Origin of the sequence: Brevibacterium sp. JSBI002, from assembly GCF_026013965.1 — a bacterium.
GTDB lineage: Bacteria > Actinomycetota > Actinomycetes > Actinomycetales > Brevibacteriaceae > Brevibacterium.
Genome location: NZ_CP110341.1, coordinates 3,067,992 through 3,080,603 on the forward strand (window position 1 = coordinate 3,067,992; position 12,612 = coordinate 3,080,603).

11 protein-coding genes and 1 tRNA gene are annotated in these 12,612 nt (G+C 66.5%); 6 read left to right on the top strand and 6 right to left on the bottom strand.

The window, feature by feature from the left end:
• Positions 1-264: 264 nt before the first annotated feature.
• Both LJ362_RS13940 and LJ362_RS13945 read left to right on the top strand, forming a co-directional pair.
• Positions 265-1,227 (top strand): SGNH/GDSL hydrolase family protein, encoded by a 963-nt coding sequence (locus tag LJ362_RS13940; protein WP_264799640.1) that lies wholly within the window; start codon positions 265-267, stop codon positions 1,225-1,227.
• Positions 1,224-1,988, top strand: coding sequence for an alpha/beta hydrolase (locus LJ362_RS13945; protein WP_264799641.1), 765 nt, complete (start codon positions 1,224-1,226; stop codon positions 1,986-1,988). Before LJ362_RS13940 ends, LJ362_RS13945 begins: the two co-directional genes overlap by 4 nt.
• Positions 1,989-1,997: 9 nt before the next feature.
• On the opposite strand, the gene LJ362_RS13950 is transcribed toward LJ362_RS13945, so the two are convergent.
• Genes LJ362_RS13950 through LJ362_RS13960 form a run of 3 tightly spaced genes read right to left on the bottom strand, consistent with a single transcriptional unit; the run spans position 1,998 to position 4,383 of the window.
• Entirely contained in the window at positions 1,998-2,918 is a 921-nt protein-coding gene (locus LJ362_RS13950) for a tryptophan 2,3-dioxygenase (protein ID WP_264799642.1), read from the bottom strand.
• Between the two features lie 17 nt (positions 2,919-2,935).
• The gene (locus LJ362_RS13955; protein WP_264799643.1) at positions 2,936-3,262 is read right to left on the bottom strand and encodes a protealysin inhibitor emfourin; all 327 of its coding nucleotides are present in this window, start codon (positions 3,260-3,262) and stop codon (positions 2,936-2,938) included.
• A complete protein-coding gene (locus LJ362_RS13960) occupies positions 3,259-4,383 on the bottom strand; it encodes a M4 family metallopeptidase (RefSeq protein ID WP_264799644.1) in 1,125 nt (374 codons plus the stop codon). Before LJ362_RS13960 ends, LJ362_RS13955 begins: the two co-directional genes overlap by 4 nt.
• A gap of 92 nt (positions 4,384-4,475) precedes the next feature.
• Between LJ362_RS13960 and LJ362_RS13965 the strand changes: the two genes are divergently transcribed.
• From LJ362_RS13965 to LJ362_RS13980, 4 genes are all read left to right on the top strand, one after another.
• Positions 4,476-5,558, top strand: coding sequence for an MFS transporter (locus LJ362_RS13965; protein ID WP_264799645.1), 1,083 nt, complete (start codon positions 4,476-4,478; stop codon positions 5,556-5,558).
• Positions 5,477-5,794: a hypothetical protein gene (locus LJ362_RS13970; protein WP_264799646.1), complete on the top strand. Its 318-nt coding sequence runs from the start codon at positions 5,477-5,479 to the stop codon at positions 5,792-5,794. The genes LJ362_RS13965 and LJ362_RS13970 overlap by 82 nt, the downstream gene beginning before the upstream one ends.
• 155 nt (positions 5,795-5,949) lie before the next feature.
• Entirely contained in the window at positions 5,950-6,543 is a 594-nt protein-coding gene (locus tag LJ362_RS13975) for a hypothetical protein (RefSeq protein ID WP_264799647.1), read from the top strand.
• Positions 6,544-6,799: 256 nt separating this feature from the next.
• The gene (locus LJ362_RS13980) at positions 6,800-8,812 is read left to right on the top strand and encodes an ABC1 kinase family protein (RefSeq protein WP_264799648.1); all 2,013 of its coding nucleotides are present in this window, start codon (positions 6,800-6,802) and stop codon (positions 8,810-8,812) included.
• A 265-nt stretch (positions 8,813-9,077) separates the two neighbouring features.
• Here the strand turns inward: LJ362_RS13980 and LJ362_RS13985 are convergent.
• The 3 genes from LJ362_RS13985 to LJ362_RS13995 all read right to left on the bottom strand — a co-directional run bounded on the left by LJ362_RS13985 (position 9,078) and on the right by LJ362_RS13995 (position 12,566).
• A tRNA-Thr gene (locus tag LJ362_RS13985) sits at positions 9,078-9,153 on the bottom strand.
• A gap of 146 nt (positions 9,154-9,299) precedes the next feature.
• Entirely contained in the window at positions 9,300-10,160 is an 861-nt protein-coding gene (locus tag LJ362_RS13990) for a DsbA family protein (protein WP_264799649.1), read from the bottom strand.
• A gap of 300 nt (positions 10,161-10,460) precedes the next feature.
• A complete protein-coding gene (locus LJ362_RS13995) occupies positions 10,461-12,566 on the bottom strand; it encodes a serine/threonine-protein kinase (protein WP_264801853.1) in 2,106 nt (701 codons plus the stop codon).
• Positions 12,567-12,612: the final 46 nt, after the last annotated feature.

Genomic DNA, 12,612 nt, shown 5'->3' on the forward strand with positions numbered 1-12,612 from the left:
GCGACGACGTCTGTGCGGTCACGAGTCTACGCCACTCGGTGATTCCACTCGGTGACCTCACGGCCGTTCGCCGAGTTGGCCGAAGGCCTCCGGCGGGGAGAGTATTCTCCCCCTTCCCTGCCAATTGCTACCTGACGGCGGCCCAGCAACCTCGCGCCAGGTTGCTGGGCCGCCGTCAGGTAGTACTGGTGGCTACTGCGGGGTAGGCCGTGTCTGTCCCGGCGTATAGTCTGGATGCATCGCACAAAGAGAGAAGGACCCCTGATGCTTGAGCCGATCACCTCATACGTCGCAATCGGAGACTCGTTCAGTGAGGGTCTGATGGATCCCGACCCCAGGGTCGAGGATCGGTACCGCGGCTGGACCGACCGGCTCGCGCTCATGCTCACCGAATCGTCGGTGGGCAGCCCGGACCTGTCCTATGCCAATCTGGCCATCCGAGGTCGGCTGCTCGACCGCATCGTCGATGACCAGATCCCGCAGGTCCTCGAAATGAAGCCGGACCTCGTGAGCCTCTGCGCCGGGGGCAACGACTGCCTGCGTCCGAAGGCCGATATCGATGCCCTGGCCGCGAAGTTCGAACGTGCCGTGATCGCGATGCGTGAGGCCGGCATCGAGGTGCTCATGTGCAACGGCTTCGATACCGAGTTCAGCACCCCGCTCATCCGTGCGGTGCGGCCCCGCGTGGGGATCTACAACGCCCATCTGTGGTCGATCGCGCAGCGGCACGGCTGCCATATGGTCGACCTGTGGGGCCTGCGGTCGCTCTACGCCGCGCAGATGTGGGCCGATGACCGCATCCACCTGTCGACGGAGGGCCACCACCTCGTCGCCGAACAGGCTCTGGCGACCCTGGAGAGCGGTCGTTCCCTGCCGGTCAAGGGCTTCGGCCTTCCGGCACGTCCGACGCGGGCGATCCGCGAGGTGATGAGCGAGGAGTCGCGGTGGGCCCGTGAGTACCTGGCCCCATGGGTCGGTCGCCGACTGCGTGGACAGTCCTCCGGTGACACGCTCGACCCGAAGCTGCCCGAACTCACCCGCGTCCGCGACCTCGTCGAACGCTCGCGCGAGGTCGACCGCGCACGTGGGGTCGGCGGGACCGACGTGCCTGGCGCGGCGGACGCTGCCGGCCGGTCGGAGGCCGCCGATCTGACCGACTCAGGCGGAACTCGCGCCGACGAAACCGGCATCGGCGGGGTGAATGCACCTCGGGGTTCCGAAGGATGAGCGTCGAGTCCGTGCGCATTCCCGAACTCTCAGCTGCCGGGGCCGCCATGGTGCCGTCCTTCCGGCACGTCTACGGGGACTCCCCCGAGCAGTTCGTCGAGGTCTTCGGTGACCCGGCGGCCGCCTCGGCGACGGTGGTCTTCGTCCACGGCGGCTACTTCCGGCCCCGCACCGACCTGGCCCATGCCCGGCCGTTGGCTCGGGCGTTGGCGGAGGCCGAGGTGCTCGTCGCCTCCGTCGAGTATCGACGACTCGGCGGTCAGCCGCTCCTGCTCGACGATGTCACCGCGGGCATCGATTCGGTGTGTGCCGAACTTCCGAGCTGGGGCGTCAGCGAACACGCGAGGCAGAATCTGATCGTCTCTGGCCACTCGGCCGGTGGCTGCCTCGTCCTCGCTTGGGCCTCGCATCTGCCCGCGGAGGGACCGCGGATCCGTCTGCGCCCTCTGGCACCGGTGACCGATCTGCTGCGGGAAGTCGAGGGCAACCTCGGCGATGGGGCAGTCCTCGACTATATGGGTGTGCGGCCAGAGGACGACCTGGAGGTGTATCTGCGCCACGATCCGCGGTCACGGGCGGCCCTCATCCCGCCACGGGTCGACATGCATTCGATCCACGGAGATGCCGATGCCACCGTCGACGTCGAATTCTCCCGTGTCTTTCCCGCCGCCCTGACCGAGCTGCCGGGGGCGAACCATGCCGATGTCATCGACCCCGACTCCCCGTTCTTCCCGCAGGTGAGGAACCTGCTGCTCGGCTGAAGGTGCTGCTCAGATCCCTTCTGGACTGATGCCGGGTCCGTTCTCGATGCCGGTGCGGATGTCGAAGAGCTCGGGGAAGAACGTGAGATCGAGCGCCTTCTGCAGGAATCCGACCCCGCTCGAACCGCCTGTTCCGCGTTTCATGCCGATGATCCGCAGCACCGTGCGCATGTGCCGGTAGCGCCAGATCTGGAAGTTCTCCTCGAGGTCGACGAGTTCTTCGCAGCTCTCATATTCCTGCCAGTACTTCTGCGGGTTCTCGTAGATGATGCGGAAGGCATCGCACAGTTCCTCGTCGAAGGTGTGAGCGACCGACTTGTCTCGGTCGAGGAGCCGCTGCGGCACCGGTAGACCGCGGCGGGCCAGGCAGGCGAGGAACTCGTCGTAGATGCTCGGTTCCTCAAGGTACTGCTCCAGGGCTGCATGTGCTTCGGGCTCCCCGTCGAAGACCGGGAGCATGGCGCGGTTCTTGTTGCCGAGCAGGAACTCCACGGCCCGGTACTGCCAGGACTGGAAGCCGGAGGCTCGGCCGAGCTGATCGCGGAACCCGACGTATTCGCTCGGCGTCAGCGTAGCGAGCACCGACCACTGCTCGGTCAAGGTCTTCTGGATGTGTTTGACGCGGGCGATGCGTTTGAGCGCGGTCTGCAGCTCATCGTCGGCGATAAGGCGGCGGGCATCGAGGAGCTCGTGGATGACGAGCCTGAACCACAGCTCCGTGGTCTGGTGCTGGATGATGAAGAGCAGCTCGTCGTGATGTTCGGGACTGCTGACGGGGTGCTGGGCGCCCAGGAGCCGGTCGAGGTCGAGATACGACCCGTAGGTCATCGACTCCTTGAGGTCGGTGTGGACTCCGGCTTCGAGGTCGCGTTCGTTCTTCTCGGCCGTCGTCCGAGCGTCGCTGCCCGGGTCATGGTTGGAGTCGGTCATGACCTCCAGCATAGGGGTCAGCCGGGTTGTCGCCTCTGTGGTTCGGCGACTTCCCGCACATCATCGACCAGCTGCTTCCATTCCGGCGGCATCTGGGCCTCGCCGAAGCGCACTCGCCCGAATCGGCTTTCGATGAGATAAGCGAAACGGTCAGCCCCCGTGGACTGCGGCGCATCATCACTCTGCCCGCCGTCGGACCAGGGAAGATCGGCGATGCGCGGGCCGAGGTCATCGCGCCGACTGCTCGCGTCGATGTCGACTTCCCAGACGAGCAGCATCCCGCCGATCCCGCCCGAGCGTTCGACGAGCAGACGCCCGAAGCCTTCGGCCGACTTCTCGTTCACCAGCTGCTCCCCTGGTTTCCGCGCGCCGAACCTGCGTGGGAGATGCCCACGGTATCCCACCCGGACACGATCGCATCGTGGATGTCGGATCCGGCTCCGAACTGGTCGGCCGCCTCGGCGATGGTGAGTTCTGCGAACTCCGCGAAATCGGTGCGCTGCGTGATCTCGGACCCGGTGAGGACGGAGTACCAGACCTGTCCGACGCTCTCCCAGGCCGGACCGCCGACGGCGGTGGCGGCGAGCGCGAAGGCGCGGTTCGGGATCCCGGAATTGAGGTGGACCCCGCCGTTGTCGGAGTCGGTGGTGACGAAGTCATTCATGTGCGCCGGCTGCGGATCCTTGCCGAGGACGTCGTCGTCATAGGCTGTGCCGGGTTCGATCATCGACCGCAGGGCACGTCCGGTCACCTCGGGGGTGAAGATTCCGGCGCCGATGAGCCAGTCGGCGTCCTCGGCATTCTGTCCCGCGTCGTGCTGTTGGGTCAGGGCGCCGAAGACATCGGCGCAGTGCTCGTTGAGTGCTCCCGGCTGGCCGAAGTATTCGAGGTCGGCGGTGTGGCTGATGACGCCGTGGGAGAGCTCGTGGCCGATGATCGACAGCGAACCGGTGAACCCGGTGAACACTTCGTCGTCGCCGTCGCCGAAGACCATGAGGCGGCCGTCGAAGAAGGCATTGTCGTAGTCCTTGCCGTAGTGGACGCTGGCCATGAGCGGCATTCCCGCGCCGTCGAGCGAATCGCGCCCGAACACCTCGGAGAACAGCGAATACGAAGCACCGAGCCCGTCATAGGCTTCGTTGACCGGCTCATCGTCGACGGACTCTTCGCCCTCGGAGCGGACGAGTTCGCCGGGCAGCACCTCGGTGTTCTGCGCATCGTGGATGAGACGCTGCACCCCTGCCGATCCGGGGGCGGCGAGCGCGGTTTCGTCCTTGCCGAGATCGGCCGGCGGTGTGTACCTCAGACCCGCCAGGCGCAGGTTTCGGCAGCTCTCATCGGACATCCGACAGTTGGCCGCGGCGGCCGCGGCCTTCGGGAACCGCTCGGTGCCGCGCTCGGCGATCGCATCGAGGAGATAGGGCGGGACGACACTGTGAAATGGGACGACGCTGTGAGAGACCATGACTCCAGCGTGCCACTTCCGGCGACGAACCGATAGGGAACCCGGCACATCCGCGGCGGACGGCCCGCCGCGACCTCAACTAAACTTGTCACGTGCTCAAACCGATCCTGTGGCCGGTGCTCGTGCCGTTCGCCCTCTTCGCCGTCGGCCTGGGTGCGATCATGCCGATCCTCGTGCTCGGGGCGCTCTCGCTGGGGTCGACGCAGGCCTTCGCCGCCGCCATCGTCGGCATCATGGGGGCCGTGTCGCTGATGGCCACGGTACCGGCGGGGATCCTCATCGACCGCCTCGGCGATTTCCGGGCCATGTTCGTGGCCACGTTCGCCGCGATCATCGTGCTCGGCTCCATCGTCGCCGCCTTCATCTGGGATTCGCCGTACTCGCTGCTCGTCTATACGGTCGCGCTCATGGTCTTCGGTCCGGTCTCCGATGTGTGGAGCCTGGCAAGGCAGGCCGTCGTCGCCGAGGTGATGCCGCCGGCCGACCTCGCGAAGGCGATGACCGCGCTCGGCGGCACGCAACGGGTCGGCAACCTCGTCGGGCCGATGATCGGCGCCGGCCTCATGCTCGTCTTTCCCATCTGGTCCGTGTTCGTCTTCTCCGGCCTCACCGCCGTCGCCGCGATCGCGATCATGACCCTGCCGATCGCGCAGATCCCCGGTTTCGACGACCATCCCCATCGCGCCGAGGCGGCCCCGACCTCACGTGCGGACGGTCCCTCCCCCGCCGATGCTCCCAACCCCACCGAGGCGGCCGACCCCGCCGCGACGAACGATCCGGCACATCGTGACGTCGTCCCTCCTCGGCGGGGGAAGAAGGATCGTCGGCCGCCGCTGGACGTGCGGTGGAAATCGGTCATCCTCACCGGCGTCACGATCATCGCACTGGCGGCGGCCCGTGCCGCCCAGCCGGTCGTCGTCCAGCTGTGGGGCGTCGAGATCGGTCTGCACAAGTCCTCGATCTCGCTCATCATCGCCTTCGGAGCCGGACTCGAACTCACCGTCATGTTCCTCGGCGCGTACATCAAGGATCGCCTCGGTCGGGTCGCGACCTCGTCGCGTGCCTGTCCGTCTTCGGCACCGGATTCGTCATCATGGTCGCGAAACCGGACCTCGCAGGGATGGTCATCGCCGCCGCGGTCATGGCCTTCGGCAACGGCCTCGGCGCGGGCGTGAATATGACGATCGGCGCGGACCTCTCCCCCGCGGTCGGACGGCCGCGGTTCCTCGGCATCTGGGCGATCTTCAACAACGGCGGCAAGCTCGGCGGGCCGACGCTGCTGTCCCTCATCATCACCGTGACCACCCTGCGATTCGGGGTGCTCTTCCCGGGACTGCTCGCCTTCCTCGGCGCGGTGTGGATCCTCATCTGGGCCCGTCAGGTGGGTCTGCCCGGCCGCCGCCGACCCTGAGCTTCGACGTTTCGGTCCATGACCGCCCCGCCCCATCGTGCCGTGGATCACACAACTCCCCCTCCGAGCCGAGGCAACAGGATGTTATCGTTTTTCGTGATATCGATAAACGATATGTCGTTGATCGTCGCCGACAGACATCGAGAGGATGCCACATGCTCAACCAGAGCCGTAAGAACCAGGTCAGCACATTCACCGGAGGCCTCTTCGCTGCCGGCGCCGTCGCCGCCGGCTTCGAGATCCTCAAGCCGCTGCTGACACTGATTTCCGACCACAGAGTCACGATTCGCCTGCACGACGGCACTGCGCACGACGATCTCTCGGAAGCGGCGCACGTAATGAGCACGGAACTGACCACAGCCATCGACGCCTCAGCCCTGCCGACTTGGATTGTCGTGGCCTATGCCGTCGGCTCCGTGCTGACGGCTCTAGGACTGCTCAGCCTCATCGTCGGATACGCCTCATTCATCGCATCTTCCGGGGCCCACGTGATCTCCTCGAACCGTTGGCCACTGACGATCACGACTGCCGGGTTGCTCGGGCTGATCGGCGGAGTCAGTGGTGGATGGCTGACCAACTGGACAATCGACCAAGCAGCGTTCGACCAGGGACTGCCGCACCTCGGCTATAACGTCGCCGATCAGTCCACCTTCTTCATCACGGTGGTCGCGAGCGCTGTGCTCACCCTGCTCGGCCTCACCGCCTCACACACTCATGAGCTCGAGGAAGAGACGTCAGGCCTGGTCTGAGGGCCGCGGGATGCCCCCTCGAACGCCGAGGACCGCGGGAATGTCCCGCGGACGCCGAGAGTCGTGGGCCCCACCCCGCGGACGCCGAGTGCCGCAGGCCCACCCCTCGGTCGCCGAGCACTGCGGGTCATCCGAATCCGCGCTCCGCAGCCGCTGGAAGGTCCGTGCCGACCGACTAGGCTGATGGTGACCGATTCGAAAATGGTCAGCCGAGTCTCGGACGCTGGCAGCCCGAACAGGATCAGGAGAGTCATCGATGGAAGCACTGGACGTCGGTGGGTACGTGCTGGTGAGCCTGGCTGCGCTCGTCTTCCTCTTCCTGCAGTCATGGTTCGCCGCCACCGTGGTCCGTCGCGTCGTCGGGGTACCCACCGGCTGGCCGCGCTCGCTGGCCGTCGGTCTCGTCATGAGCGCCGTCGTTGCCGTGACCGTCCAATACCTCTACCGGGCCGGCACCGGGCAGAACGTCGACGGTCTCGACGTCTCCCCCGGAGTGGCGGTGCTGTTCATGGTGCTCGCCCTCGGGTGGATCTTCGCCCTGGGCGTCGGTGCCCTCGTCATGCTCGAAGCGGCCTTCCCGACCGGATCCCTGCCGAGCCCGCAGTCGCTGTTCTTCGGGTGGAAGTCCCGTCGTCGCCGCGGCCGCCGCTACGCCCAGGTCGTGTCCATCGCCGTGCGGCACGGGCTCGGCTCACAGCTGCGCGGCTTCGGAGGGGATTCGCCGGGCCGCGACGTCAAGACCGCACGAGCGCTCAAGGAATCCCTCGCCGAGGCGGGGGTTACCTTCGTCAAGCTCGGACAGATGCTCTCCACCCGCAGAGACATCCTCCCGCCGGTGTTCGTCCGTGAGCTCGAAACCCTACAGACACAGGTCACGCCCGAGCCCTGGTCGGTCATCGAACCGGCCATCGCCGAGCGGCTCGGTCGACCCATCGGAGAGGTGTTCGCACGGATCGGCTCCACGCCGCTGGCGGCCGCCTCGGTGGCGCAGGTCCACGAGGCGACCCTGCTCGACGGCACGGAAGTCATCGTCAAGGTGCAGCGGCCGAAGGCGCTCAATCAGGTCACGCAGGACCTCGACATCATCCTGCGGTTGGCGGGCTGGCTGAACAAAACCACGACCTGGGGCAGGGATCTGGGTGTGCAGTCACTGGCCGCAGGCTTCGCGAACACGCTCGAGGAGGAACTCGACTATCGGATCGAGCTGGACAATATGGCCAGCATCGAGGCCTCTCTCAAACGGTCGGGGAAATTCGACGTCACCGTTCCACACGGCTACCCGGGCCTCAGCGGCGAACGCCTGCTGGTCATGGATCGACTGCCCGGACAGCCGGTGTCACGGGCGGGGGCGCTGCTGACCGAGCTCAGCGATGCCGAACGGTCCCGGTTGGCCACCACACTGTTGGGTGCCACGCTCGAGCAGATCATCGGTGACGGGATCTTCCACGCCGATCTGCATGCCGGCAACATCTTCATCACTCCCGAGGGGAAGCTGGGGCTGCTCGACTTCGGTGCGGTCGGCCGACTCGATCCGGGCACGCAGACCTCGCTGGGACTCATGCTCTACTCGATCGACCAGAACGACAGCGCCGGGGCCACCGATGCCCTCATCGAACTCCTCGGGCGTCCCGACGGGCTCGACGATCGGGAGGTCGAACGGGCCGTCGGCGAACTCCTGCTGCGCTACGGCGGCGGCACCCGCGCGGCACAGGAGCAGAAGCTCTTCGATGATCTGTTCAATCTCGTGCTCGCTCATCGCTTCTCCGTGCCGGCGCCGATCAGTGCCGCCTTCCGGGCGATGGCCTCCGTGGAGGGTGCGCTGCTGACGATCGATCCGAACTTCGATGTCGTCGCCGTGTCCCGGCGGGAGGGCAACAGGCTCGTGAGGTCGAAGCTCAAGGGCACGAAGATCACCGATGAGCTTCAGCGTCGGGCCCTGCAGCTGATGCCGATGATCGACCGCATGCCGCGCCGGATCAACAAGATCACCGAGGATCTCGAGCACGGTCGGTTCTCGATGAACATGCGCGTGCTCGAGAACCCGTCCGACCGCAGCTTCCTCACCAGTCTGTTCCAACAGCTCATCGTCGCCGTCCTCGCCGGGGCCGCCGTGGTGGGAGCGATCATGCTCATCACCAGCGATGAGGGTCCGCTGCTGACGAAGGACATCCATCTGTACTCGTTCTTCGGCTTCGTGCTGCTCTTCGGCGGGTTCGTGCTGAGCATGCGCTCCCTCATGCTCGTGTTCCGACGCGACGGCCAGACCTAGCGGGTCGCCCGAGCCCGACGGCTCGCCTCCGCCACTCGTCCGCAGCGCTCGCGTCCTCTGCCTCATTCAAGGCTGAGCGCACTTTTCGCGCCGTGTACGCATCGATAACCGCGCCTCGCCTTGAACGAGAGAAGTTTGCGCTTGAACGAGTAGCTTGTACTTGAACGAGCACGGCCTGTAACCCCCTAGGCCGTCTCCATCGTCTGCCCGTCCATGAAGAAGCCCCACGCTCGCTGTTTCCAGCGATGCGCGGGGCTGTCCCGAGTGGAGCCCCCTGTCAGACTCGAACTGACGACCTTCGCTTTACAAGAGCGGTGCTCTACCAACTGAGCTAAGGAGGCGTGGTGCGCACCGAGCGTGCGCGCCTACACGATAGTAGTCCATGGCCGGGCCCGGCCACAAAACCGCGGGGCACGGAGAAGGCCGGACCCCACCTCGGCGGGACCCGGCCTACTCACACGGCGACGGTTGGGAGGTCCTCAGGCGATCAACCCTTGAACTCTCCGGTGGCCTTGAGGATCTCGGTCGCCAGGGCCTGCGAGTCGCTGGTCTTGTCCGTGCGCTTGCCGTTGATGAGCACCCACGGGGTGGCTTCGACACCGTCGTCGAGAGCGGTCTGGCTCGACTGTTCGACGAACTTGTCGAAAGTGCGGTCCGTGACGCAGGACTTCACGGTCTGCTCGGGATCGGCCTTGAGCTTCTTCGAGGTGTCGACGCCGGCTTCTTCAGCCACCTTGAGCAGCTCCTCATCGGTACGGCCCTCGCCGCCTTCCTCCGGCTGCTGAGCGAAGAGTGCATCGAACAGATCGACGGCGACCTCGGGCTGGCTGTCGACGACGCAGGCGGCGAGGTTGGCCGAGCGGGTCGAGTACTCGTTGCCGCTGGACATGCGGTCGAGGAACGACACCGGCTTATAGTTGACGACGATCGAACCCTCATTGGCGAGCTTGCGCAGCATGCTCGCATTGCCTTCCTCGAAGGCCTTGCACCCGGGGCACTGGAAGTCGAGGTAGACGGTGACCGTGGCGGCGCCTTTCTTCGCACCCTCCTCGGTCGGAGCCGGCAGATCCGATTCCTCGCCTTCGGGCATCTTCAGCGGCTGCACGAGCGTGTTGTCCTTGCCCACGGTGATTCCGTCGGAGACATAGTTCGAGGGGCTGACAGCGGGTTTGCTCTGCTGGAACACGAGCACACCGACCACGGCGAGCACGGCGACGACGACCACTGCGATCCCGGTGTAGAGGATCGTCTTCGCGGTCTTCTCCTTCTTCGCCTGATTCGCCGCGATCTGGCGGGCGTTCTCGCGTGCGCGGTTCCGCTTGTCGTCCGCGGAGTTGTTCTTCGCCATTGTTCCTCACGTTGGATCGTCTGACATCGGTGCGGCCTGTGGCCCGAAAGGTGCGGGACGGCTTCCGCGACCCGACGGCACCACTGTACCGAAACAGGTGCTGCGCCGACTCCCAGAAACATTCAAGGTTCAACTACAATGTTCAACTACCTCGGACTCGTCCGGCGCTCAGTTCGGACTCCTGCGGCACTCAGTGCGGATCGAATCACACGGTCACACGGTCGCACAGGCGCACTCTCACATTCCCGCCCGCATCGAACCGACCTGCCCGCACCAGACCGAACAGTCAGTCCGACCTGCTCACACCGGTCCGGGCAGGTAGTCGAAGGGGTTGATCGTCAGCGGCCACCAAGACATGGCCGCCCCCGACTGGATGACCATGACGGCGAGGATGACGAGCAGCGCGATCACCGCCAAGGCGATGAGGCGCCCGAGCTGATTGCGAGTGGCTCCAGAGACGAGCAGACGTGAGCCGAAGCGCAGGCTCGAGGCTCCCGGCCCGACCCACAGCACCAGCGAACCCGCGGCGCCGGCCGCCCACACCGACCATTGTTCGGACGACCCGCTGGGCACGATCCCGGCGATGTCGAGCCGGGTGAGCACGAGCGCGGCGGCGGCCGCGATCGCCGGCAGGATGAGCGAGGCCACCGACGTCAGGATCGAGGCCAGCACGGCCCCCGGCGCCGAGGCGAGCGCCCGGAAGAATCCACCCGAATTCGTTCCGCGGTCGAACCGGTATCGCTGGACCTTCCGATCCAGACGGGTGCCGGTGCGGGCGAACACCGACCAGATCAGTGCGACGACACTGATGACCAGCGGGCCGAGCGGCATGACGGCGACGGCCAAGACGACGAGTCCGAAGACGACCCAGCCGCCCGACTGAACCCGTCGGTATCCCATCGGGGTCCATGGCTGGCCGGCGGGCTGCATCTGCTGACCGCCCTGCTGCATCGGCTGGCCGCCGGGACCCATGAGCTGACCGCCGGGACCGGACTGGTCGCCCCACTGTCCCTGGGCGATCTGGCCGTGCGGTCCGCCGGGACCGCTCGGTCCGATGAGGTTCTGTCCATGACCGGGTTGGACGAAGCCGGATCGGCCGAGGTCGGCACCGGCCATCGGGGAGCCCGGGCCTGCTTGGATGCCGCCGTTGGGGTTGTTGATCGGCGGCGCGGTCGCCTGCTGCGGGGGCCCGTGCATCTGCCCGGGACCATAGCCCGAACCCTGGTTGGGCCCGGCACCGTGACCGGAACCGGAATGATTGGTCGGTCGGCTGGACCCGGGGTACTGCGGCTGCCCGTTGCCGGTCGGGCCGGCTCCCGGATACCCCGTACCTGCAAAATCTCCCCGCGGACCACCCTGACCGACGGAGCCGCCGTTCGCGGCAGCATCTCCACGACCCGCAGCGCCGGCTGCGCCGAATCCAGCGGCAGCTCCCGCCGCGCCGCCCAGAGCCGCACCCCCGAGCGCAGACCCAGCCGCCCCGGCACCACCGTGACCTGAACCGCCGTGACCATTGCCGCCGTCGTCGACGGCAGGCATGACTGCGGTTCCGCTCGATGCCCGCTGCAGACCACCCGAGCCGGCCCCGCCGCTAGGACCGGAACCGAGCTGCGGCATCCGCCCGGACTCGATGTCGACGAGAGCGTCGAGGATCATCTGCCCCGACGGACGACGTTCGGGTTTCGGATCGAGGCAGGCGGAGATGAGCGGAGCGAAGTTCTTCGGCGCCCCGTCGAGGTCGAATTTGCCCATGGCCACACGACCGAGAACGGCTTCCAAGGGTCCGGAACCATAGGGGTTGCGACCGGTGGCGGCGAACGCCATGGTCGCGGCCCATCCCCACCAGTCGGTCTTCTCACTCGACGTCTTGCCGTCGGCGATCTCCGGGGAGAGATAGCCGGGGGTGCCCATGACCAGCCCGGTGGCGGTCACGCGCACTTCGTCGGCGACCTGGGCGATGCCGAAGTCGATGACCATCGGCTCACCGTCCATGATCATCACGTTGGCGGGTTTGAGGTCGCGGTGGATGACGCCGGCATCGTGGACGGCGTTGAGAGCATCGAGGAGTGCGTGGCCGAAATGGACGAGCTCATCCTCGGCGAAGGGGCCGTTGTCGCGGACGTCATCGGACAGGGTCTGCCCGTCGACGAATTCGGTGATGATGAACGGCTGCGCGGAATCGAGTTCGGCGTCGAGCACCTCGGCGATGCGGGGATGGCGGATCCGGCGCAGGGTGCGGGTTTCGCGGGCGAGACGCTTCCTGGCGGTCTCGTCATTGGCGATATGCGGATGGAGGACCTTGACCGCGACCGGGTTGTTTCCGCCGTCGACACCGAGGTAGACGACACCCATGCCGCCCGAGCCGAGCTCCTCGATGAGGCGGTAGCCTCCCAGTTCCTGATCCATCACCTGGCCAAGCCTAGTCGAGCGAGTACAGTTCATTCCAAGGACC

Bases quoted from the DNA above. Each gene is read 5' to 3' on its own strand.
- LJ362_RS13975 (WP_264799647.1), top strand. From the start codon at position 5,950: ATGCTCAACCAGAGCCGTAAGAACCAGGTCAGCACATTCACCGGAGGC.
- LJ362_RS13995 (WP_264801853.1), bottom strand. From the start codon at position 12,566: ATGGATCAGGAACTGGGAGGCTACCGCCTCATCGAGGAGCTCGGCTCG.
- LJ362_RS13980 (WP_264799648.1), top strand. From the start codon at position 6,800: ATGGAAGCACTGGACGTCGGTGGGTACGTGCTGGTGAGCCTGGCTGCG.
- LJ362_RS13970 (WP_264799646.1), top strand. From the start codon at position 5,477: ATGGTCGCGAAACCGGACCTCGCAGGGATGGTCATCGCCGCCGCGGTC.
- LJ362_RS13940 (WP_264799640.1), top strand. From the start codon at position 265: ATGCTTGAGCCGATCACCTCATACGTCGCAATCGGAGACTCGTTCAGT.
- LJ362_RS13990 (WP_264799649.1), bottom strand. From the start codon at position 10,160: ATGGCGAAGAACAACTCCGCGGACGACAAGCGGAACCGCGCACGCGAG.
- LJ362_RS13960 (WP_264799644.1), bottom strand. From the start codon at position 4,383: ATGGTCTCTCACAGCGTCGTCCCATTTCACAGTGTCGTCCCGCCCTAT.
- LJ362_RS13945 (WP_264799641.1), top strand. From the start codon at position 1,224: ATGAGCGTCGAGTCCGTGCGCATTCCCGAACTCTCAGCTGCCGGGGCC.
- LJ362_RS13950 (WP_264799642.1), bottom strand. From the start codon at position 2,918: ATGACCGACTCCAACCATGACCCGGGCAGCGACGCTCGGACGACGGCC.